19 protein-coding genes and 1 tRNA gene are annotated in these 22,931 nt (G+C 67.5%); 12 read left to right on the top strand and 8 right to left on the bottom strand.

Annotated elements, in window-relative coordinates; translation table 11 throughout:
• Positions 1-11: 11 nt before the first annotated feature.
• The 5 genes from GWK18_RS09190 to GWK18_RS09170 all read left to right on the top strand — a co-directional run bounded on the left by GWK18_RS09190 (position 12) and on the right by GWK18_RS09170 (position 5,327).
• Complete coding sequence (locus tag GWK18_RS09190) at positions 12-452, top strand: YraN family protein (RefSeq protein ID WP_123826452.1); 441 nt, start codon at positions 12-14, stop codon at positions 450-452.
• Between the two features lie 204 nt (positions 453-656).
• Positions 657-2,204, top strand: a complete 1,548-nt coding sequence (locus GWK18_RS09185; RefSeq protein ID WP_123826454.1) for a YifB family Mg chelatase-like AAA ATPase — start codon at positions 657-659, stop codon at positions 2,202-2,204.
• The gene (gene dprA / locus GWK18_RS09180; RefSeq protein ID WP_123826456.1) at positions 2,201-3,406 is read left to right on the top strand and encodes a DNA-processing protein DprA; all 1,206 of its coding nucleotides are present in this window, start codon (positions 2,201-2,203) and stop codon (positions 3,404-3,406) included. Before GWK18_RS09185 ends, dprA begins: the two co-directional genes overlap by 4 nt.
• Positions 3,407-3,513: 107 nt before the next feature.
• Positions 3,514-4,503 (top strand): tyrosine recombinase XerC, encoded by a 990-nt coding sequence (locus GWK18_RS09175; RefSeq protein WP_233568874.1) that lies wholly within the window; start codon positions 3,514-3,516, stop codon positions 4,501-4,503.
• 320 nt (positions 4,504-4,823) lie between these two features.
• A complete protein-coding gene (locus GWK18_RS09170) occupies positions 4,824-5,327 on the top strand; it encodes a DUF3145 domain-containing protein (RefSeq protein WP_123826458.1) in 504 nt (167 codons plus the stop codon).
• 140 nt (positions 5,328-5,467) lie between these two features.
• Here GWK18_RS09170 and GWK18_RS09165 read toward each other — a convergent pair whose 3' ends face one another.
• The 6 genes from GWK18_RS09165 to aceE form a co-directional block, all read right to left on the bottom strand.
• On the bottom strand, positions 5,468-6,727 hold the full coding sequence (locus tag GWK18_RS09165) for a beta-ketoacyl-[acyl-carrier-protein] synthase family protein (protein ID WP_123826460.1): 1,260 nt from the start codon (positions 6,725-6,727) through the stop codon (positions 5,468-5,470).
• A 133-nt stretch (positions 6,728-6,860) separates the two neighbouring features.
• Positions 6,861-7,106, bottom strand: a complete 246-nt coding sequence (locus tag GWK18_RS09160) for an acyl carrier protein (RefSeq protein WP_006215098.1) — start codon at positions 7,104-7,106, stop codon at positions 6,861-6,863.
• Between the two features lie 296 nt (positions 7,107-7,402).
• The gene (locus tag GWK18_RS09155) at positions 7,403-8,470 is read right to left on the bottom strand and encodes a beta-ketoacyl-ACP synthase III (protein WP_166834784.1); all 1,068 of its coding nucleotides are present in this window, start codon (positions 8,468-8,470) and stop codon (positions 7,403-7,405) included.
• Between the two features lie 48 nt (positions 8,471-8,518).
• Positions 8,519-9,430 (bottom strand): ACP S-malonyltransferase, encoded by a 912-nt coding sequence (locus tag GWK18_RS09150; RefSeq protein ID WP_166834782.1) that lies wholly within the window; start codon positions 9,428-9,430, stop codon positions 8,519-8,521.
• A gap of 96 nt (positions 9,431-9,526) precedes the next feature.
• Positions 9,527-10,867: a helix-turn-helix domain-containing protein gene (locus GWK18_RS09145; protein WP_166834780.1), complete on the bottom strand. Its 1,341-nt coding sequence runs from the start codon at positions 10,865-10,867 to the stop codon at positions 9,527-9,529.
• 65 nt (positions 10,868-10,932) lie between these two features.
• On the bottom strand, positions 10,933-13,668 hold the full coding sequence (gene aceE, locus GWK18_RS09140) for a pyruvate dehydrogenase (acetyl-transferring), homodimeric type (protein WP_348535911.1): 2,736 nt from the start codon (positions 13,666-13,668) through the stop codon (positions 10,933-10,935).
• Between the two features lie 412 nt (positions 13,669-14,080).
• On the opposite strand from aceE, the gene GWK18_RS09135 reads away from it, so the two are divergent.
• From GWK18_RS09135 to GWK18_RS09120, 4 genes are all read left to right on the top strand, one after another.
• Positions 14,081-14,497 (top strand): DUF3052 domain-containing protein, encoded by a 417-nt coding sequence (locus GWK18_RS09135; protein ID WP_123826470.1) that lies wholly within the window; start codon positions 14,081-14,083, stop codon positions 14,495-14,497.
• Positions 14,498-14,612: 115 nt separating this feature from the next.
• Positions 14,613-15,083 carry a peroxiredoxin gene (locus GWK18_RS09130; protein ID WP_166834776.1) on the top strand — a complete coding sequence of 157 codons (471 nt, stop codon included), beginning with the start codon at positions 14,613-14,615 and terminating at the stop codon, positions 15,081-15,083.
• Positions 15,084-15,995 (top strand): Sir2 family NAD-dependent protein deacetylase, encoded by a 912-nt coding sequence (locus GWK18_RS09125; protein WP_123826474.1) that lies wholly within the window; start codon positions 15,084-15,086, stop codon positions 15,993-15,995.
• Between the two features lie 295 nt (positions 15,996-16,290).
• A tRNA-Val gene (locus GWK18_RS09120) sits at positions 16,291-16,363 on the top strand.
• Positions 16,364-16,405: 42 nt separating this feature from the next.
• Here GWK18_RS09120 and GWK18_RS09115 read toward each other — a convergent pair.
• Complete coding sequence (locus GWK18_RS09115) at positions 16,406-17,248, bottom strand: HAD family hydrolase (protein ID WP_166834774.1); 843 nt, start codon at positions 17,246-17,248, stop codon at positions 16,406-16,408.
• A gap of 70 nt (positions 17,249-17,318) precedes the next feature.
• On the opposite strand from GWK18_RS09115, the gene GWK18_RS09110 reads away from it, so the two are divergent.
• Entirely contained in the window at positions 17,319-18,122 is an 804-nt protein-coding gene (locus GWK18_RS09110; RefSeq protein ID WP_166834772.1) for a thioesterase family protein, read from the top strand.
• A gap of 2 nt (positions 18,123-18,124) precedes the next feature.
• Here the strand turns inward: GWK18_RS09110 and GWK18_RS09105 are convergent, their stop codons facing one another.
• A complete protein-coding gene (locus tag GWK18_RS09105; protein ID WP_166834770.1) occupies positions 18,125-18,841 on the bottom strand; it encodes a hypothetical protein in 717 nt (238 codons plus the stop codon).
• 52 nt (positions 18,842-18,893) lie between these two features.
• Here GWK18_RS09105 and GWK18_RS09100 point away from each other — a divergent pair, with 52 nt between their 5' ends.
• Positions 18,894-20,129 (top strand): hypothetical protein, encoded by a 1,236-nt coding sequence (locus tag GWK18_RS09100; protein ID WP_209280925.1) that lies wholly within the window; start codon positions 18,894-18,896, stop codon positions 20,127-20,129.
• On the top strand, positions 20,126-22,873 hold the full coding sequence (locus tag GWK18_RS09095; protein ID WP_166834768.1) for a multicopper oxidase domain-containing protein: 2,748 nt from the start codon (positions 20,126-20,128) through the stop codon (positions 22,871-22,873). Before GWK18_RS09100 ends, GWK18_RS09095 begins: the two co-directional genes overlap by 4 nt.
• Positions 22,874-22,931: the final 58 nt, after the last annotated feature.

Here is a 22,931-nt window from a genome sequence, read left to right as displayed (position 1 = left end):
GAGGACCTCACGTGCCAGAGAACCCCACCGGCCACGGATCCTTCCCTGACCGGGATCCCCGTCAAACTCTCGGCCGCGCCGGGGAACGTTGGGCCGCCCAGTACCTGCAGTGCCGCGGCGCGCGGGTACTGGCGACCAACTGGCGTGCCAGGCTCTCCGAGCACGGTGTGAAGGGTGAACTGGACCTGGTGGTGCTGATCGGAGACACGCTGGTCGGTGTGGAGGTCAAGACCCGCAGCGGGACGGGGTTCGGTCACCCTCTGGACTCGATCACCCCGGTGAAACTACGACGACTGCACCGCCTGTTGGCGGCCTGGGCCCGTGAACAGGGGGAGCAGACTCGCCCGCGGCGGGTGGACGCGGTGGCAGTGCTCGTGACACGTCCGGCCGGCGGTGCCGGGCACTCTGCTGCGACGGTGCGGCTGCACCACCGTCCGGGGTTGATCGAGTGATCGTGGCTGCCGGGTGCGTGCCCTGGAAACAGTGCCTCCGCGCAAATGTGGCTCCACAGGTGGACTTCCTGTCCGGCGTCCTGGTGTTCTGCTGGGTCGAGATCAAAGGCACCTCGGCGATGGGCTCCCGTGTTCCATGCTGAGCGGGTCGGCGCCTCGAGAGGGCGCCGCCGGTAACGGTCGACTCAGGAGCGGAGCGGGACCATGGTTGCGCAGAGATTTGCCCGGGCGCTTTCGGTCGCCTTGATCGGCCTGGAGGGAACGGTCGTCGACGTCGAGACGGACATCGGGTCTCAGCTGCCCAGTTTCAACGTGTTGGGCCTGCCGGATCTGTCGGTCCGGGAGTCCAAGGACAGGGTGCGATCGGCCGCGCGCAACTCCGGGGTGGCGCTGAGTCCGCGACAGATCACGGTGAATCTCACCCCGGCCATGTTGCCCAAGAAGGGTTCGCACTTCGACCTGGCCATCGCGGTGTCCGTGTTGCAGGCCGACGGCGTCATGCCGCGCACCGGGCAGGTGATCTATCTGGCCGAGTTGGCCTTGGATGGTGCATTACGGCCGGTGCGGGGCGTTCTGCCGGCCGTGTTGGCCGCGGTGCGTGAGGGCTTCCCTCGGATCGTCGTCGCAACCGCCAATGCTGCCGAGGCGGCACTGGTCCCTGGAGTACAGGTGCAGGGCTTCGACTGCCTGGCCGACGTCCTGGAAGCCGCCGGGGCCGACCCCAAGGATCTGGTCCGGCCCGTGGCGTCGGAGCAGGAGGTCGCGTCTGCCGTCCCGGAGGATCTGGAGCCCGAACCGCCGGACCTTGCCGACGTGGCGGGCCAGTACGACGGCCGAGCGGCGGTGGAACTGGCGGCAGCGGGTGGTCATCACTTGCTCATGAGTGGCCCGCCGGGCTCGGGCAAGACGCTGCTGGCCGAGCGACTCCCGGGCCTCCTCCCCGTTCTCGACGACGACGCCGCGACCGAGGTGACCGCCGTCAGATCCTTGGGAGCCCGGGTCGGACCGCGCCACGAGTTGATCCGTCGTCCACCCTTCGAGAGCCCGCACCATTCGGCCTCCGCAGCGGCTCTGTTGGGCGGTGGCAGCGGCATCCCACGGCCAGGGGCGGTGTCGAGGGCGCACAGGGGCGTGCTGTTCCTGGACGAGGCCCCGGAGTTCGATCGTGGGGTCCTCGACGCCTTACGGCAGCCCCTGGAGACAGGGACGGTGCGGATCGACCGCGCGGCCGCCAGCGCCCGCTACCCGGCCCGGTTCCAGCTGGTTCTTGCCGCCAACCCGTGTCCGTGCGGACGTGCCACGGGGAAGGCCCAGGAATGCCGTTGCACCCCGCGGGAACGCCGTTCGTACTTCGGCAAACTCTCCGGTCCGCTCCTGGACCGGGTGGACCTGCGAATCCAGGTGCCACCCGTGAGCTACGCGGAACTGACGGCGGGCCACGGCGGAGAGGACTCTGCCACCGTGGCCGCGCGGGTGGCATCGGCCAGGGCGGCCCAGGGGTACCGTCTGGGGCCGTTCGGTCTCCGGTGCAATGCGGAAATCGGGGCTGCCCTGCTGACCGGCCGACTGAGACGACCGCCCAAGGTGACCGCCGCCTTGGAGCACGAGATGGAGCGCGGGGCACTGACCGCCCGCGGAATGCAGCGCGTGCTCCGAGTGGCCTGGACGGTGGCCGACCTGGACGGCCGTGACGCCCCCACTGCCGAGGACGTGGACACGGCCCTCTACTTCCGATCGGCGGCCCTGTCATGACACACGGCGTCGGTCGGAGTGCACAGGAGATCGCGGTCGCTCGTGCCGGTTTGTCCACGGTCTTGGAACCGCGGGACCTCACGGGGCACCTGGTGCTGGCCGCATTGGGTCCGTGCGCGGCCTGGGAGGTCATCTCCGGGCGCAGGGGAGTGACCGGGGCTGAGCACGACCGTCTGGAGAAGACCGTTCGGGAGCACGGTGCGGCCATGCAGACCGGCGTGGCCAGGGCCGCCGCGCGGTGGAAGACCCGCGCAGCAGGCATCGATCCGGCCGCTGATCTGGCTCGGGCCGAGCGCATCGGGATCTGGCAGTGCACCCCGGAGGACGACGACTGGCCGGACGGCCTCCGTGACCTCGGACTCCAACAACCGGTCTGCCTGTGGGGGAGAGGGCAACGGTACCGGCTGTCGGCGATCGGAGCCGCCACGGTCGCCGTCGTCGGCTCGCGGGACTGCAGCAGCTACGGGCGCACCGTGACCTTCGACCTGGCCGGGGGACTGGCCACAAGGGGATGGACCGTCATCTCGGGTGGTGCCTACGGCGTGGACGAAGCCGCGCACCGGGCCGCGTTGGCCGCGGGAACCGCCGGTGTTCCCACGGTCGCGGTCATGGCCGGCGGCGTGGACCGGTTGTACCCGCGCGGCAACCAGGAACTCCTGCACGAGATCGTGGATCGCGGGCTGGTGCTCTCCGAGGCGGCACCGGGCACCATGCCGGCGCGCTTCAGGTTCCTGGACCGCAACAGGCTCATCGCGGCACTTGCCACGGCCGCCCTCGTCACCGAATCCCGGTGGCGGTCAGGGGCCCAGAGCACCGCGCACCACGCCAACGACCTGTCCCGGCCCGTGGGCGCGGTTCCCGGTTCAGTCCAGTCCGCGACCTCCGCGGGATGTCACAGGCTGATTCGTGAGGGTGCTGCGGTGCTGGTGACCGATATTGACGACTTCCTGGCGCTCGCCGGGCCTCTGGGGGCACAACCGGAGTCCGACAAGGGCCACCAGACCGAGATCTTCGACGGGCTCGACGAAACCGACAAACACCTGGCGGACGCCCTTCCCGTGACCTCCGGCGCCACCGTGGACTCCCTGGCCAAAGTCGCTGGGCTGCCCGTCGGCGCGGTCCTGGGTGGGCTTCGGCGTCTGGAACGCGCGGGCCTTGCCATCGACCGCGGGGGAGTGTGGGTCAGGCCGCGCAGACGCTGACGGCCCCCAGCTGAGGGTCGACCGTGACACCGCTGACTACACTGCACGAGTAGGACAGGGCCTGGTCCAACCGGCCCCTTGAAGTGACTGGCCGAGGGAGGTGAACCATGATGCGCGGCACCCAGCGACCTCCCGCAACGGGCAAACACCAGGACCTGCTGCGAGACTTCGCGGATCACCTCAGCCTCGAACGCTCCCGCAGCGCGGCCACGGTCGCGGCGTACACGGGGGACGTGGGTTCCCTGCTCTCGTTCGCCTCGGACCTGATGGACGACGGCGACCAGCAAGCGGGGCAGACTCCCGGGCCGAGCGACCTCGACCTGATCGACCTGGACGTCATCAGGGCCTGGCTCGCACAACGCCTCACCCAAGGCAGCAGCGCCAGCTCAGCGGCGCGCCGGACCTCTGCCCTGCGGACCTTCTTTGCCTGGACCACCGCCACGGGGCGGACCAGCACCAACCCGACCTTGCGTCTGACCTCGCCCAAACGCGGGTCACACCTGCCAGACACGGTCTCACCACGGGACCTGCAGGAGATCGCCCAGGACCTGGCCGCACGCAGCGACAGCACTGACCTGGAACCGCGCGACCTGGCGGTGGCCGCCAGGGACCGTGTGATCGTCGAACTGCTCTGGGCCACCGGTGTCCGGGTCTCGGAACTGGCGGGTCTGGACCTACCCGACCTCAACCTGGAACGCCGGACCATGAGGGTCACGGGCAAGGGGGACAAGCAGCGGACCGTCCCGTTCGGGGGCCCCGCCGACCATGCGGTGCGTCTGTGGCTGAGCCGACGTGACCACCTGGCGGGCAGCGGCTCCGGCGCGGCCTTCCTGTTGGGCACACGAGGGAAACGCATGGGTGTCCGCCAGATCCGGGACGTGGTCAATCGTGAGTTGGGGCGACGGCCCGACGTCTCGGCGACCGGGCCGCACGCGCTGCGGCACTCGGCGGCCACTCACCTCCTGGACGGTGGAGCGGACCTGCGTAGTGTGCAGGAACTCCTGGGTCATGAATCCGTGTCCACCACGCAGATCTACACACACGTCTCCGTCGACCGCCTCGGCGCAGCTTTCCAGCAGGCCCACCCGCGCGCATAGGCGCGGATTCGTCACGACGTCCATTTGGACACAACACTCTGTCCAGTTCAGGACTGATGTTCACTGTTTCAGTTCCCGTCTCAGGTTGACGGAAGTGCCCCGAATCGAGAAAGATTGCCGTGTCCCGTCCTGTGGCCTCGAATCCACGTCGCCGGGACATTCCAGAACTTCATAGGTCGTGCCGTGTCCGACCGGGCCTCGAATCCCGGCCGCGATCACCGCAAGACACCGATGGACCGGACCGAACCGCACCAGGTTCTTCCGCCAGATCCGTGGCAGGTCGTTGGGGAAGACGCACCTACACGCCGGAGGAACAGGTCATGTCGTCATCCATCACGCGAGGAGTGTTGCAGATCCACTCCGCGCCGCAGGCTCTGTGCCCTCACGTCCAGTGGGCACTGGAGTCCCTTTCGCGTGGCCGAACCGGGCTGCACTGGGTTCCCCAGGAGGCAGCGCCCGGGGCGGTCCGTGCCGAACTCGAATGGGCCGGTCCCGCCGGAACGGGGGCACTCATGGCCTCCGCCTTGCGCACCCTGGGTAAGATCCGCTTCGAAATCACCGAAGAGCCCTCACCGGGCAACGACGGGTCACGCTGGTCCTTCACACCCGACCTGGGTGTCTTCCACGCGACCACCGATGCCGCGGGCAACGTCGTGGTCTCGGAGGACCGCATTCGATTCGCGTACGAGAACGCCAAGGGCGACCCCAGCCTGGTGGTCAACGAACTCTCCCTGGCCCTCGGCGAAGCCTGGGACGAGGAACTCGAACCCTTCCGGCTGGCCGCTGAGGGCGTCCCGGTGCGTTGGCTGCACCGCGTCTCCTGAGTCTCACGCGCAACTGAGCCCCCCGGTCCTTTCCGGCAGGACTTTCGGGCATGAGGAAGGCCCCCACCGTGGTGGGGGCCTTCCTCATGCCCGAAATCGGGGGTGGTCCCGGCCTCAATCAGAGACCGGGGCTCATCGGCTCAGTAGTCCCGGAAAGCGACGACGGCGTTGTGCCCGCCGAAGCCGAACGAGTTGGACACCACCACGCCGCCATCCTTGCGGAGTTCGCGGGGAGTGGTCACGACGTCCAGGTCGATCTGGGGGTCCTTGTTGTCCAGGTTGATGGTGCACGGTGCCGTGCGCTCCGTCAGGGCCTTGATCGCCAGGATCGCCTCGACGGCACCGGACCCGCCCAGCATGTGGCCGGTCATCGACTTCGTCGCCGAAACCGGGATGTTGTCCGTGGCGGAACCGAAGGCGTTGCGCACGGCCCCGGCCTCCGGAATGTCGCCCTTCGGGGTGGAGGTCGCGTGGGCGTTGACGTGGATGACGTCCTCAGCGACGAACTCACCGGACTCCATGGCCTCGACGATCGCACGCGTGGCGCCGGTCCCGGCGTCGTCGGGGGCGGTGATGTGGAAGGCGTCCGCGGAGAGCCCGGCGCCGGCCAATTCACAGTAGATCCGCGCGCCACGAGCCTTGGCGTGTTCTTCCGATTCGAGGATCACGGCACCCGCGCCTTCGGCCATGACGAAGCCGTCACGGTCGATGTCATAGGGGCGCGATGCGCGCTCGGGCTCGTCGTTGCGGCGGGACAGGGCCTGCATGGCACCGAAGGCCGCGAAGTTGATGGGGTGGTTGGCGGATTCCGCACCACCGGCGATCACGACGTCGGCCTTGCCCAGGCGAATCAGGTCCAGGCCCTGGTAGAACGACTCGGTACCGGAAGCACACGCGGAGACGGCCGTGATGGCGGCGCGGCGGGCCTTGAGTTCCATGCTCACGGTCGCGGCGTTGCCGTTGGGCATGAGCATCGGCACGGTCAGCGGCATGACGCGACGCGGGCCCTTCTCCCGCAGGGTGTCCCATCCGCTGAGCAGGGTCCAGGCCCCGCCGATGCCCGTACCGAAGACGGCTGCAACGCGGGTGGGGTCCACTTCTTCGGCGTCGTCGGCGTTGGCGGCGGAGAAACCTGCGTCGGCCCAGGCCTCACGGGCGGCGATCATGGAGAGCTGTCCCGAAGGGTCCAGACGTTTGGCCTCGACCCGAGTGAGGACCTCGGAAGCGGGGGTGGAAACGGCTGCCGCGATACGTACAGCGAGATCGTAGGTCTCGACCCAGTCCTGGTCGAGCTTGGTCACACCGGAAACGCCGGCCAGGGCGTTCTGCCAGAGTTCGGAAACGGTGCCACCGATGGGTGTGGTTGCACCCAAACCGGTGACGACTACTTTGCGGGCCATGTGTGCACTACTCCTGGGGTCCGGTTAGGGGCTGACGCCTGGTGCGTGGCGCGGTGCGTGGGGCTGCGGTCGGCCTGATCCGTGACGGACCCGGCGGGAGCCGACCCACGCACCGCGACGCGTGGGGACGGACTCAGCCCTGGGCGTTGTCGATGAAGTCGACGGCGTCCTGGACGGTCTTGAGGTTCTTGACCTCTTCGTCCGGAATGGTGACCTCGAACTTCTCCTCGCAGTTGACCACGATGGTCATCATGGAGATGGAGTCGATGTCCAGGTCCTCGGTGAAGTTCTTGTCGAGCTGAACGGCCTCGGTCTCCAGGCCGGTCTCCTCGTTCACGATCTCGGCCAGGCCGGCCAGAATCTCTTCCTTGCTCGCCATGTCGGCATTCCTTTCCTCGCGGCCCCTGTGCGGGACCTGCTGTGGTTTCGGTCGACGGAGGACGACCGGTGGATCGTCTGCCACGGGCGGGTTTCCGCCCCGGGACGACCGGGAGTGCAGTGCGGTGCCACTGTACGACGACCAGGCCGTGCCTGGTGTCCGTGGCCGGTCCCCGGGCGGTTACGTCCGACTTGTTGCGAATGTTGCGCAGTCGATGCGTTCCACCACGGCCGCAGGACCGTCGTCGTGGGGTGTTCGTGGTATCGGTGCGGGACCGGACCGGAACACGGGGCGGGTCAGGGCAGGATCACTACCTGGGCCGCGTAGACCAGACCGGCGCCGAAGCCGATCTGCAGGGCAGGCTTGCCGGAGAGCTCCGGGTGTTCCTGCAGCAACCGGTGTGCGGCCAACGGGACCGAGGCGGCGGAGGTGTTGCCGGCGTCCGCGATGTCGCGGGCGATCACCACGGACTCGGGGAGCTTGAGGACCTTGGCCATCTGGTCGATGATCCGCATGTTCGCCTGGTGCGGGATGAAGGCGCCCAGGTCCTCCGGCTGCAGACCCGCGGCTTCCAGGGCCTCGGTGACCTTCTTGGCAGCCTCGAAGGAGGCCCAACGGAACACCGTCTGGCCGTCCTGTCGGAGAGTTGGCCACAGGGGAGCGTCCTCGGGCATGGTCCCGGTCTCCGGGTCGGCCAGATCCTTGCGGAACGGCCGCGGCTTCCCCGCCTCGGCGTCGCGGATGTCGGTCAGCGGGTGGGTCATGCGGATGGCTTCGTGCTTGGACCCGTCCGAGCCCCACACCGTAGGGCCGATGCCCGGGGTGTCGGAGGGTCCGACGACGGCCGCGCCCGCGCCGTCACCCAGGAGGAAGCTGATGGAGCGTTCCCCGTTGTCGATCACGTCGGAGAGCTTCTCCACGCCGACCACCAGCACGTAGGTGCTCATGCCGGAGCGGACCATCGCGTCGGCCTGGCCGATCCCGTAGCAGTAACCGGCACAGGCTGCCGAGATGTCGTAGGCGGCCGCCGGGGTGGCGCCCAGCTGCTCCGTGAGCACGGCGGACATCGACGGCGTCAGGTACGGGTAGGAGATGGAAGACACCAGGACGGTGTCCACCTGGGAGGGTTCGATTCCCGCCGCTTCGATCGCTTCCTTCGAGGCGGCCAGCGCCATGTCCAGGGCGCTGGTGTCGGCGTCGGCACGGTGACGGGTCACGATGCCCGTGCGTTGACGGATCCATTCGTCCGAGGAATCGATCCACTGGCACACGTCGTCGTTCGTGACGATCGTGTCGGGACGGTAGGCACCCATTCCCAGGATCCGGGAGTGGGCGGTGGGCGTGTACTGCTTGAGAGTCACCACGAGGTGGAAGCTCCTTCGAACGAAGTGACGGCCGGCGTGGGAGACGCCTCAGGCCAAGATCTTACGGGCTGCGTCGAGTTCTTCCGGCGTGTTGACGGCGGTGGCGGGCACGCCCTTCATACCGCGCTTGGCCAGACCGACCAGCGTGCCGGCGGGCGGGAGTTCGACCATCTGCTCCACTCCCATCTCCACCAGCTGCTGCATGCAGAGGTCCCACCGCACCGGACGGCAGACCTGTTCCACCAGGGAGCCCAGGTTGGCTGCACCGCCGGACACGGGCTGACCGTCGAAGTTGGAGAGCAGCACGGAGTCCGGGTCCCGCGGCGAGAGTTCCTGCACCAGCTGCCGAAGGGGAGCCAGGGCCGGGGACATGTGCTGGGTGTGGAAGGCTCCCGCGACCTTGAGCGGGATCACCCGGGCCCGGGCGGGCGGCTCGGCGGCGAACACTTCCAGCTGTTCCAGGGTTCCGGCGGCCACGATCTGGCCGCCGCCGTTGGAGTTGGCCGCGGTCAGACCGGCGGCCTCGATCGCAGCGCGCACCTCGTCCTCCTTGGGCGAGAGGACCGCGGACATGCCGGTGGGCAACGTGGCGGCGGCAGCCGCCATCGCCGTGGCGCGGGTGCGGACAAAGGTCATCGCTTCGGACTCGCTCAGGGCACCGGACAGCGCCGACGCGGTGATCTCACCTACGGAGTGCCCCGCGAACACGAGGTCATCCCGCCCGGCGAGCTGTTCCTTGAGCAGGCGCCCGGCCATCAGACCGGCCGCCACGATCAGCGGCTGGGCGACGGCGGTGTCCTTGATGGTCTCCTCGTCGGCCTCGGTGCCGTAGTGCACGAGGTCCAGGCCCGCAGCCTCGGAGAGGGCGGCCAAGTGCTCCCGCACACCGTCGAGTTCGAGCCATTCGTTGAACAAACCGGGTTTCTGAGCGCCCTGTCCAGGGCAGACGATCGCAATCACCAGACCATTGCACCAAATCGTGGGGCCGTGGGAGGGGGAGCGTGACGGACCAAGCCCGGCGGCCGCCTTTGTAGGGGTCGCACAAAGACCGTGTGTTCACGCTCCCCGGTCGGCGGCGGGGGCGTCCCCGTCGGGTGCGCAGTCGTCCACGAGGCGCCCCGCGACGATCGCGCACTGCAGGACGAATGCGTCCCGCGGCACCAGCGGGTCCCAACCCGTGAGATCGGAAATGCGCCGGAGACGATATCGCACGGTGTTCGCGTGGACGAACAGTTCCCTTGCGGTGGCCTCCAGTGAGTGGCCCACGGACACGTAGGTGGACAGGGTTTCCGTCAGCCCGGTCGAACTCCCCGACAGCTTGCGGTAGATCTGTTCGACGAGCGCCGTGCGAGCCGTGGCGTCACCGGCCATGAGTCGTTCGGGCCACAACTCCTCGGAGTCGACCGGTCGGGGCGCCTCCGGCCAGGCCGGAGCCACCGACAGGGCTGCATGCGCGGGTTCGGCGGAATCGGCCGCCGCAAAAAGATTGACCGCCTCCGGTCCGTGCACCACGGGGCCGGGGCCGAAGAGTCCCACGATCCGCTCCAGGGAGCGGTCCAGGGTGCTGAGCCCGGCCAGGATCAACACCAGGCGGTTGCCCTGGATGGAGACCAGGGCGTCCGTCGTGTGCTTGGACAGGGTGCGTCGGATCCGGGCCACTCCGGCGGGACTGGTCTGTTCGGGTGCGTAGCCGACCATGACCGTGACGGGCCCCGTGCTCGTCCAACCCAGTGCGGCCACCCGGGAGCGCAGGGAGTCGGTGTGTTCACCGCGCAACACGCCGTCGACCACCAGTGCCTCCAGGCGTGCGTCCCAGGAACCCCGGTTCTCGGCCGCCCGGGCGTACACGTCGGCAGCGGCGAACGCGATGTCCCGCGAATACCGCAGCACTCCTTCTCTCAGGACTGCTTCGTCATGACCGGAGGCAAGTTCGGGAACCTTGTCCTCGACCACTTCCACCACCACGCGCATGACCTGCAACGCCTGCTGCAAGGAGATGGCTCGCGCCAGATCGGTGGGTGCGTCCCGGAACAGGCGGTTCAGCAGCAGACCGTCGTCGTCCTGCTGTTCGTACCAGGTGACGAAGGCAGCGATCCCGCGCTGCGCAACCAGGCCGAGCTCCGAACGGTCCTTGGGACGCAGGTCACGGAACCACGGCAGTTCCGATTCGAGGCGTTGGACGGCCACCCCGGACATGGCTCCGACATTGGAACGAATGCCCTCCAAGGTCTTCTTGGACGGAAGGGGAGCCCCTGTCCGGGCGGTGCGCTGCTGGTGAGGGCGCGAGGTGCGCCCGCCCAGGATCCAGCGGGACCCGGAGCCCAGGAGGCCGGACCCTTTCTGGTCCTTTCCCCCGGTGGCCGTGCTCTGCGGCTCCGGTGCAGTCTCCTTTGGCATGGCCAAAACAATACGGCACCGGAACAGTCGAGCTGTTCCGGTGCCGTATCGGCCGGTTCACCGACTCAGGCGTCGCCGCCAGCGTTGCCGGAGGTCCCCGCCTTGGGGTTCAACAGGTCGTACTTCTCGATGGCCTGCTGCGGTGCGGACCAGTCGACCTCACCGCGCTTGGCCAGCATCTCCAGGGTGCGGACCACCATGGAGGCAGAGTCGATGTGGAACCAACGGCGAGCCCCGGCGCGGGTGTCCGCGAAGCCGAAGTTGTCGGCTCCCAGCGTGGCGAAATCGTTGGGGACGTACTGACGGATCATGTCCGGCAGCTCGGAGACGTAGTCCGTGGAAGCCACGATCGGGCCGGTGGCCCCGGCCAGGGCCTGCGTCACGTACGGGGTGCGGGCACCCTCACTCGGGTTCAGGAAGGCTTCCTTCTCCGCGGCCAAGGCGTCACGGCGCAGCTCCGTCCAGGAGGTGACCGACCAGACGTCTGCGGACACACCCCAGTCCTCGGCCAGCATCTTCTGCGCATCGAGCGCCCACGGCACGGCAACGCCGGAGGCCAGCAACTGGGCGCGGGGCCCCTCGTTCTCGGCGGGCTTGAGCAGGTAGATGCCCTTGAGGATGCCTTCGACGTCGACGTTCTCCGGTTCAGCGGGCTGCTGGATCGGCTCGTTGTAGACCGTCAGGTAGTACATGACGTCGTGGTCCTCGTCCTTGTTGCCGTACATCTGCTCGATGCCGCGGCGGACGATGTGCCCGATCTCGTACCCGTAGGCCGGGTCGTAGGTGATGACGGCGGGGTTGGTGTTGGCCAACACGGGGGAGTGCCCGTCGCCGTGCTGGGTGCCCTCACCGGTCAGGGTGGTGCGTCCGGCAGTCGCGCCGACGATGAACCCGCGGGCCCGCTGGTCGGCGGCGGCCCAGAAGTTGTCGCCGCTGCGCTGGAACCCGAACATCGAATAGAAGATGTAGAACGGGACCATCGGTTCGCCGTGGGTCGCGTAGGAGGTGCCCGCAGCGATGAACTGGCTGCTGGCGCCGTCCTCGTTGATGCCCGGGTGCAGGATCACACCCTTCTCGGACTCCTTGTAAGAGAGCATGAGCTCCCGATCCACGGACAGGTAGTTGTGCCCGTTCGGGTTGTAGATCTTGGACGTCGGGAAGAACGCGTCCATGCCGAACGTGCGGGACTCATCGGGGACGATCGGGACGATGCGGTGACCGAAGTCCTTCTCCCGCATGAGGTCCTTGAGCACGCGGACCAGCGCCATGGTGGTGGCGGCCAGCTGCTTGCCGGAGCCCTTCTTGGCAGAGCTGAAGGCCTTGTCCGACGGAAGGGTGATCTCCTTCTGCGGGTGGCGGCGCTCGGGGAGGAACCCACCGAGCTGTTCGCGCCGTTCCAGCAGGTACTTGATCTCCGGTGCATCGGGGCCCGGGTGGTAGTACGGGGCGTTGTACTGGTCCTCGAGTTGGCTGTCCTCGATCGGGATGCGCAGCGCGTCACGGAAGGTCTTGAGATCCTCCACCGTGAGCTTCTTCATCTGGTGGGTCGCGTTGCGGGCCTCGAAGTGCGGGCCGAGGCCGTAACCCTTGACGCCCTGGGCCAGGATGACCGTCGGCTGGCCCTTGAACTCCAAAGCTGCCTTGTACGCCGCGTGGATCTTGAAGTAATCGTGCGCGCCGCGCTTGAGGTTCCAGATCTCGTCGTCGGTCATGTCCGCGACCAATTCCTTGGTCTCCGGGGTGCGGCCGAAGAAGTGATCCCGGATGAAGCCGCCGGATTCGCCCTTGTAGGTCTGGTAGTCACCGTCAAGGGTCTCGTTCATGATCTTGACCAGGTTGCCGGTGGTGTCCTTCTCCAGCAGGGCGTCCCACTCGCGGCCCCAGACCACCTTGATGACGTTCCATCCGGCACCGCGGAAGAACGCCTCGAGTTCCTGGATGATCTTGCCGTTACCGCGAACGGGTCCGTCCAGGCGCTGAAGGTTGCAGTTGACCACAAAGGTCAAGTTGTCCAGCTTGTCGTTGGCCGCGGCCTGGAGCAGGCCGCGCGATTCGGGCTCGTCCATCTCTCCGTCGCCCAGGAAGGCCCACACGTGCTGGTCGGAGGTGTCCTTGATACCGCGGTTGTGCAGGTACCGGTTGAACTGCGCCTGGTAGATCGCGTTCATGGGGCCCAGGCCCATGGACACGGTGGGGAACTGCCAGAAGTCCGGCATCAGACGGGGATGCGGGTAGGAGGACAGCGCGTGCCCTTCCTTGGTCTTCTCCTGGCGGAAGCCGTCCAGATCCTCCTCCGTTAGACGACCCTCCAGGAACGCCCGGGCGTAGTTACCGGGGGACGAGTGGCCCTGGAAGAAGACCTGGTCGCCACCGCCGGGGTGGTCGGCGCCGCGGAAGAAGTGGTTCTGGCCGACCTCGTACAGGGTGGCCACGCCGGCGAAGGACGAGATGTGCCCGCCCACTCCGATCTCGGGCTTCTGCGCCCGCTGCACCATCATGGCCGCGTTCCAGCGCATCAGTGCGCGGTAGCGACGCTCCATCTCCTCGTCACCCGGGTACTCGGGCTCCTGGTCCACGGGGATGGTGTTGATGTAGTCCGTGGTGGTAACCATGGGCACGCCCACGGACTTGGCCCCGGCGTACTGGAGCAGTGCGCGCATGATGTACTGCGCCCGCTCAGTGCCCTGGGTCTCCACCAGATCCTCGAAGGACTCGATCCATTCCTGGGTCTCCTCGGTGTTCGAGTCCTTCAGCTCGTTGGTGAGTCCACTGAGAATGTGGTTGTTGCTTTCGGAAGCCACGTTCAACCTCTCTTCGTCGAGTTCCGCGGCAGATGCGCGTGGGGTCGGTCGTACAGACTGGCTCCTATCATCCAACATCCGGGGAGGCCTCCGCACACCGTGTAGGCAGGTTCTCATGATCTGCGATGGTGACCTCACTCGTGGGGGAGACCAGCAGAGTGTTTTTGGTCGCATCCGACGTCGGATGGGGTGACTTCGGTGCGCCATGCAAGTTGCCGTGTTGCCCGCTCTCTGCTTGCACCAGGGGTCAATCCGGTGTTGTCTGGTGATCGTGGCCGCTATGCGCACGACAGTTCGTCAGGGCCATCACCCCCCGACGGCGACCCGTGAGTCGTCGTGACCGACACCCTTACGGGGTGCACCACCGGGAAATCGATTCGGGGTCAACGGACCCGCGGTAAGGAGTGAAGAAGTGAGCGAGGCCAAGGCCACCGCTGAGGATTCCATCAGCGAGCTGGGGCTCACGGAGGATTCGATCGTCCAGGAATTCGGCTACGACGACGACGTCGACTTCGACCTGCGCGAACGGATCGAGGACCTCACCGGGGAAGAAATCCTCGACGAGGAGGACCAGGAAGTCGTCGACGCCGTGCTGCTGTGGTGGCGTGACGGTGACGGAGATCTGGTCGACGCCTTGGTCGATGCCCAATCCCAACTGGACGAGGGTGGCGTCGTGTGGCTGCTGACCCCCAAGTCCGGTCGCGACGGGTACGTGAATCCCGCGGAGGTGGAGGGTGCTGCGTCCACCTCCGGACTCCACCGGACCACGACCGCCGGGGTCAGTGCCGACTGGTCGGCCGTGCGGTTGGCACCCAAACGCAACTTCTAGAAACAAACAGTCATTTTCAGGCGCCCCGTTGTGGGGTGGAGGAAACAACCCTGCCTGGACGTGGATCGCGAGACGTTGCCGACGTTTCGTTGTGTACAGCTTGTGAGGTCAAAAAATGCTCGACGTCGGTCAGTTCGCCCCGGATTTCACCCTGACCAACCAGTACGGGGAGGAAGTTCAACTCTCCGAACACCGTGGCCGTCCCGTGGTGCTGGTGTTCTACCCCTTCGCTTTCTCGTCCGTGTGTACGGGTGAGATGTGCAGCCTCCAGGACATGTTTGAGGAGGTCCAGGAGGTCGATGCCTTGCTCCTGGCCGTCTCGACGGACACCTTCCACGTTCTCAAGGCCTTCGCCAATCAGGAATCCCTGGACTTCGACCTGCTCTCGGACTTCTGGCCGCACGGTCAGGTCGCGGAGAGTTACGGGGTGCTGGACCCGGAGAAGGGTGTGCCGAGCCGCACCACGTTCTTGATCGACGCCGACGGACTGATTCTCGACCGGTTCACGTCCGCGGAGATGGGGACCCCACGGGACACCGAGGCCTACCGTCGCGCGTTGGCCAAGTTGGAGGGGCAACCCGCCTAAGTGAGCCCGATCCGAACCCTTGGCGCCGGATACGGACCGCGTGGCGCGGAGGACGTGTTCCCCGATCCCGACGCCGCAACCCTCGCCTCCGGTCTCCGTCCCGCACTGGACGTCCTGGTGGGGCGCCGCGTCACCGTCCTGACGGGGGCGGGTGTGTCCACGGACTCCGGGATCCCGGACTACCGCGGGCCGGATTCCTTGCCCCGTGAGCCCATGACGTACCAGGAGTTCATGGCATCTGCCGCCAACCGCTCGCGCTACTGGGCCAGGAACCAGGTGGGTTGGCACCACTTGGAACTGTCGGCCCCGAATGCCACGCACCGATCACTCGCGCGCCTCGAAGCCGCGGGGCGGGTCAACGGCGTCATCACCCAGAACATCGACCGGCTGCACCAGCGGGCGGGGTCCTTCGCCGTCGTCGATCTGCACGGACGCTACGACCAGGTGCTGTGCACGTCCTGCCGAAGCCTGATCCCTCGGGGGATCTGGGGCCGGATGCTCGATGAGCTCAACCCGGAGGTCGCCCGCCGTTCCCAGGACCCGAACGAGATCGAATTCGCCCCGGACGCCGACGCGGAGATCCAGACCGACGGTGAGTACCTGGTCCCGGACTGCCCGGTCTGCGGCGGCATCGTGAAGCCCCACGTCGTGTTCTTCGGTGAACAGGCTCAGGCCGACGACGTCGCCCGGGCCACTGCCGCCGTGGACGTCGCCGAGGCTGTCCTGGTGCTCGGTTCATCGCTCACGGTGCACTCGGGACGCCGCTTCGTCCGCCGGGCCGTGCGTTCGAACAAGCCGGTGGTGATCGTCAACCACGGCAGGACCCGCTCGGATGCGGATGCCGCCGTGAAGATCGACTCGGGGGTGGCGCAGTTCCTGGAGCAGGCCGAACCGTCGTGGATCCGCGGGTGAGGTGCCCGGGTTAACGGGAGGACAACTCAAGATGTCACATATGTGACCAAGCTCATACCCGGCGCGACACAGTTCTATGCGCTCAGCGTATTCCGCGTCATCCGGGGCGGGGTACTGTATCCGTCAGCATCGGGTGCTGGCGTCTGTAGAAGTCGTCCACCCGGTGCACCCAAGCCTCCCGTCGAGCAACGGACCACTCGGTGGCCGTGGTGCGGCATTCCTCGAGTCCTTCGGGTCCGGTAGAGTCTCCCACGCAGGTCCGCCACGGCAATCCGTCGAGCCGGACCGTGCGTCAGGGCCTTTAGCTCAGCTGGTAGAGCACTGCGTTTACACCGCAGGTGTCATCGGTTCGATCCCGGTAGGGCCCACGACTCATCAGGCTTCCTCGGAGGAAGTTCACGGCTCGAGTCTCAGCCGACGAGCCCCAGATGCCGGAAGGCGTTGGCCAGGCCGTCCGCCTCGACGTCGTCCGTCACATGGCCCGCCACGGCCTTGATGTCCTCGCTCCCGTTGCCCATCGCGACCCCGAGACCACACACCTCCAGCATGGGGATGTCCACCGTGGCGTCGCCGAAACCGATGGTGTCCTCGATCCGGGCGCCCACGTGCTCCACCAAGCGCTCGATCGCGTAGGCCTTGGAGATGTTCGGGACGCCCAGGTCGCCGAACAAGGCCGCGGCACCGCGCCCGCCCCACGTCCCCGAGAGCAGATCGGGGAAATCCCGTGTGGCGGCGTGATGGTCCTCGATGGAGCTCAGGACGAAGCTGATTTTGTTGACGTCGGTCCGGTACAAGTCGGCGCCGAAGATCATGTCGGGGAACACGTCCCGGACGGTGAGGGATTCGACGTCGGTCGTCCCCTTGCCGCGCACGTAGTCGCGGATGGTCGGCTGAGCCGCCGTTTCAAAGTTCTCACTGCCGAACAGGCCTGCATTGCATTCCAGGTAGAACTCCAGGCCGCGTTCGTGCAGCCAGTCCACCACCCGGCGGCACTGCTCCGCGGTCATGGTCTGTTCCAGCACCACCTCATCGCGATACTCCGCATAGCTGCCGTTGCCGCCGACCAGCCCGTCCAGGCCGATCTCCCACAGCTCGTCGTACACCTCGGCCTTGCTGCGGCCCGTGCAGAGGAAGACCAGATGCCCACGTTGGCGCGCACCCCGGACGGCATCCACCGCCGACGCGGGAATGGTGTTCCGGTAATCCACCAGCGTGCCGTCGACGTCCAGGAAAACGAGCTTGCGGTCGGTCATGGAAAGTGCCCTCCACGTGTTGTCGATGATGTGCGTGCCCCGAGGCGGGCCCTGAGTGATCATGGTCAGTATGACCGCGACACCCTCAGAATCCTCAGCTGTTGCCTACTTCCACCGCATCGGGGCGACGACGTTCCGCGCCACCGAGCACGTGGGTGGAGGGTGGAACCCCGCGGAACAACACGTGGCCCCGTCGCTCGGGCTCCTGGCACACGCCATCGAAACCGACCGTGACGCGCGGCGCGACGACGCACTGCAGCTGGGCAGGGTCTCCTACGACATCCTGGGCACCTTTCCCATCGGCGAGATCGACGTGACCGTGACCGTGCTGCGCCCCGGGCGGACCATCGAACTGGTCGAGGCCCGACTGTCGCACGGCGGGCGTGACGCCGTGATCGCCCGGGGCTGGCTCATGGACCGCTATTCCACGGAGGAGCTGGCCGGGACCGGACTGGAGTCGGTGGATCCGCCGTCCGAACTCCCGCAGTGGAACGGTTCCGAGATGTGGCCCGGAGGGTTCATCGCGTCCATCAAGGGCCGCAGGACCGAGCGCGCGCCAGGACGGGCGACCGCGTGGATCACGACCGAACTGCCGCTGATCGAGGGGGAACCCGTGAGCCCCACCGCGCGACTGCTCGGTCTGGTGGACGTCATGAACGGCGTGGCGACGCGGGCCGACAACACCGAGGTCTCCTTCCCGAATCTCGACCTCACGGCGCACCTGTTCCGCGAGCCCGTGGGGCCTTGGGTGGGGCTGGACACCTCCGTGTCCTTCGGGCCGACCGGGCTGGGGCTGACGCACGCGGTCATTCACGACGACGAAGGGCCCGTGGGTGCCGTCTCCCAGTGCCTCACCGTTCGCCCCGGGAACTGAATTCAGACAGCCTCGCGCTCGATGTGGATGCGGCAGGTTCGGCCGTCCAGAAGTGTCTGCAGACGGACCTGCGCCACGGTCCCGGATCGGGCCAGGACACCCGTGATCAGGCCTTCGTGGATGCGGCACACGAACTCGGGGTTGGCCTGCGCCAGGTCGAGCATGGGACAGGACCTGAGCGTGACGGTGTGACCGTCACCGTGCCCGGTCGATTCGTGATCGGGATCGAAGCCCAGTGAATCCATCACGTCCAGGACCCGAGAGACCCCGGGGTCGTCGGTCACGCCGTCAACCACCGGGGGAGGCGTGCGGTGAACTGCGTCGTCGTCGAGGGCCTTTCCCCAGATCTCGCCGACCCGACGGGCGTCGTCGGGGCCGTGCCCGGAATCGACCAGGAACGAGGTGAGGGCGCCGACCAGGGCGCTGTCGTCACCCACGGGGTTGCGGGTCAGCAGCGTGCGTCCGGCCGGGGTCAGGTCGTACACCCTGGGCGGTCGACCCCGGTGGCCGCTGCGCACCTCGCTGACTGTCAGGAATCCGCCGCGGGTGAGTGCATCCAGGTGCGGACGCACCGCGTTGGGATGGCCGCCCGCCGAATCGGCAACGTCCGCGTGCCGAACGCCCCTTCCCCCCAGTGCCCCGACCGTTCGGAGGACGCGCATCTGGGCGGGCGTCGGTTGCGGGGAAGGGGAGGTGGAGCCGGTGCCGAGCTGCTGCATGGCAGCACCGTACACGATTTAATACAGATGCCTGTGTATTAATATCGAGGGTGTGGATCCAACCCCCCGCACTCCAGCCCTCCGCCTGCGTCGTGCGCGCACCGCGCTGTTGGTGCTGGGCGGGCTGAGCCTTCTGGCGGGATCGAACGCGGGCCTGGTGAGGCTCGGCCTGTGGGCGCCGGTGGACAGTGATCGGATCGGCGATCTGCACGGGCCCGTCATGGTTCTGGGGTTCCTTGGCACCGTGATCTCCCTGGAACGTGCGCAGGCCATGCGTCACCCCTTGGCCCTGCTCGCTCCCGCACTTCTCGGCCTGGGATCGGTCCTGTTGATCCTGGGTGCCCCGGTCCTGCTGGGGAAACTTCTGGTAGTGGAAGGGGCCGTTGCGTTCCTGACCGTCATGATCGCTCTGTGGAGAAGAACGCGCGCAGACCTGGTGGCGACCCAAGTGACGGGGGCGCTGCTGCTCGCTCTGGGGGCCGGACTGGGGTTCACCACCGCGGTGCCGAATCTTCTGCCAGTGCTCGTGGCCTTCCTGGTGGTCACCATCGCCTCCGAACGCGCCGAGCTGGCACAGCTCTCGATCGGTCCGCGCGCCATTCCCACGTTGTTGCTGATCACCTCCGCGTTGAGTCTGGCTGCCACGAGCGCCGTCCTCTGGCCGGACCTGGGAGCTCGGCTGCTCGGCGCGGTGTGTTTGCTCACCGCGGTGTGGTTGACCCGCAACGACGTCGGACGGCGCATGATCCGGACTTCGGGATTCCGCCGGTTCAACGCAGCCGCCTTGCTGGCCGGCAACCTGTGGCTGGCGGTGGCTGGTCTCACGTGGATGATCGCCGGGCGACCCGAAACCACGGGAACCTACGACCTGGTGATCCACGGGGTGTTCCTCGGCTTCGCGTTCTCCATGATCATGGCCCACGCTCCGACGATCTTCCCCGCCGTTCTGGGCAGGCCACTGCCGTACCGGTCCGTCATGTGGGGGCCGCTGGTGATCCTGCACCTGGGCATGCTCTACCGGGCCATGGGTGACGTCGTGGGAGTCGATGAACTGTGGCAGACCGGGGGAGTGATCGCCGTGGTGGGCATCCTCCTGTTCGCGGTGACCGCGGTCCTCTCGGTCGCACGATCCGGTGAACGTTCACGGTCGGGACGGCGCCGCACATCGACGACGGACGCGAACGGCGGTCGCGACGACGAAGACGACCACGGCACGGACAGCGGCACGAACGCCGACGAGAACGAGGGCGTGGGCCGAACTCCCGCGCAGGACGGAGCAGCCGGATGAGGCGGCGGCGCGGGTGGCGTGACTTTGCGGTTGTGGCATGGGCGGGGATGGCGGTGATCGTGTCCCTGGCCCACGTGTGGATCCCCTCGGCTTCCTGGCTGCTGATCCACCTGGTGGGTCTGGGCATCATCACGCACTCGATCATGGTCTGGAGCGCCTATTTCGCGTCCACTCTGCTCAAGGTCCGCGCGGACGAGAACGCCGTGGCACAGCAGAACCGCAGGCTCGGACTACTGGCCCTCGGGTCCTTGGCCGTGTTCGTGGGTGTGCCGTCTGTGCAGTGGTGGCTGGTCGCCGTCGGTGTGGTGGCGGTCTCGGCAGCGGTGATCTGGCATGCGGCGCCGCTGATCAGGGATCTCAAGCGTGCGCTGCCCATGCGCTTCCGCGTGGTGGTGCGGTACTACATCGCCGCCGCGGCGTGCATGCCGATCGGTGCGGGATTCGGTGCAGGGCTGGCCTGGGGGCTGGGGGACACCTGGCATTCCAGGCTGTTGATCGCCCACACCATGACCATGCTGCTGGGCTGGGTCGGCCTGACCGTCGTCGGGACCCTCGTGACGTTCTGGCCCACCGTCCTGCGCACCCGCATGGACCCCCGCGCCGAGCTGCTGGCCAAACAGTCCCTGCCCGTCCTGCTCACTGCTCTGGCGGTGGTGCTCACGGGGGCTCTTCTCGGGTGGCGACCAGTCGCCGTCGTGGGTCTGGGCCTTTACGCCATCGGCCTGGCCTGGTGGGCGCGGAGCCTGATCGCACCCATGCTCCAGCGTCCGCCGCGGGAGTTCGCCTCGGCTTCCATCGCGGCCGCGATCGTGTGGTTCTGCATCGCCGGTCTGGCCACGGGATGGGCCGTCCTGAGACTCGACGACGTGCGCCTGGCCGATGCCTACCCCAAACTCGGTGGCGTCTGGGCGGTCGGGTTCCTGGTGCAACTGGTCACCGGGGCCATGAGCTACCTGTTGCCCTCCGTTCTGGGAGGCGGCCCGCGCGTCCTCAAGGCGGGTGCCGCCTGGCTGGACCGCTACGCGGGCGCGCGCCTCACGGTGATCAATCTGGGCCTGGCGGTGTGGTTGCTGCCCATCCCGTCCTGGGCGAAGGTTGCCGTCTCCGTGGTGGTCCTGGCAGGTCTTGCCTCCTTCCTGCCGCTCATGGTGCTGGGCATCAAGGCGGCGGTCCAGGAACGTAAGGCCATGGCCCAGGAGAAGGCCGACGGCGGACGCCCCCACGCGGTGGCCGACCGTGCGGGTGCCGCTGCCGCCGCGCAGGCCAAGACGGGGCAGCCTCACCTGCCCAAGACCCTCACGGGTTCCGGTGCTCTGGCCGGAGTGGCAGCCGTGGTCCTGGCGGTGACCGTGGGCATCGGTGTGGACCCCGGTGCCGCCGGACTGCAGGCCGTGGGAGGTTCGTCGAACACCGCGGACACGGAGGTCACGCCCACCGGAGAGACCGTGCGCCTGGAGGTGGACGCGGTCAACATGAGCTTCACTCCCAACACCGCCACGGTCAACGCGGGGGATCACGTGATCATCGAACTGACCAACCAGGACGAGGCCAACGTCCACGACCTCCAGATGGGCTCGGAACGCACCCAGCGCCTGCGGTACCAGGAGAGCGAGGAGCTGGACCTGGGCGTGGTCGGGGAATCGATCGAAGGGTGGTGCACGGTCGCGGGGCACCGCCAGATGGGCATGGTGTTCAACCTCAACGTCCAGGGCGGCCCGGAAGGCGACGGAGCCGGCGCGGGTGACGTCGCGGCACAGAACACGGACCCGTCCGCCGGGGGTTCCATGGCCGGGATGGACCACGGTGCCCAGGCCAGTGGCTCCCAGGCCTCCGCCGATCCGGAAGCCGAGCTGTCCGACGTCGTGGATCCGGGGCTCGAACCCGCGGAAGTCACCGACGGCACGGAGAATGCCGACCACGAAGTCACGCTCGAAGTCACTGAAGTCCCGCTGGAGGTGGCCCCGGGGGTGTGGCAGCAGCGCTGGACGTTCAACGGATCCGGACTAGGGCCCACGCTGCGGGGCAAGGTCGGCGACACCTTCGAGGTGACCCTGGTCAACAACGGGTCCATGGGTCACTCCGTGGATTTCCACGCGGGGGAGGTGGCCCCGGATGACAACATGCGCACCATCCCGCCGGGGGAGAAGCTGGTCTACCGGTTCACGGCCAACCGGTCCGGGATCTGGATGTACCACTGCTCGACCATGCCCATGAGCGCCCACATCTCGGGTGGGATGCACGGTGCCGTGATCATCGACCCGGAGGGCCTGCCGGAGGTGGATCACGAGTACGTCCTGGTCCAGTCCGAGGTCTACATGGACGGTGACGGCGCCCGGGAGGAGGACGCCAACCCCGTCAACGCCACGGCGGTGGCCGAAGGGCAGGAACCCACGTTCGTGGTCTTCAACGGGGTGGCCAACCAGTACGACCAGGAGCCGTTCAAGGTGAAGGTCGGGGAGCGGGTCCGGTTCTGGGTGCTCGACGCCGGACCGAACCGGCCGTTCAGCTTCCACATCGTCGGGGACCAGTTCGACACGGTCTACAAGGAGGGTGGCTACCAACTCCGGGACGGTACGGACGCCTTCGGCGAATCCGGCGGCGGGTCCCAGGCCCTGGGCCTGGAAGCGGCTCAGGGCGGCTTCGTGGAACTGGAATTCGACGAGGCGGGCAACTACCCGGTGGTCAACCACGTGATGACCGACGCCGAGCGGGGAGCCCACGGCGTCGTGGAAGTGACCGAGTAGGCGGATCTCACGCCTCGCTCACCCCGACATTGCATCGAACCGGTGTTGATCCGGAGAT

This window comes from Kocuria sp. JC486, from assembly GCF_011602805.1.
Classification (GTDB): domain Bacteria; phylum Actinomycetota; class Actinomycetes; order Actinomycetales; family Micrococcaceae; genus Kocuria; species Kocuria soli.
This window is presented reverse-complemented; position numbering and strand designations above follow the sequence as displayed.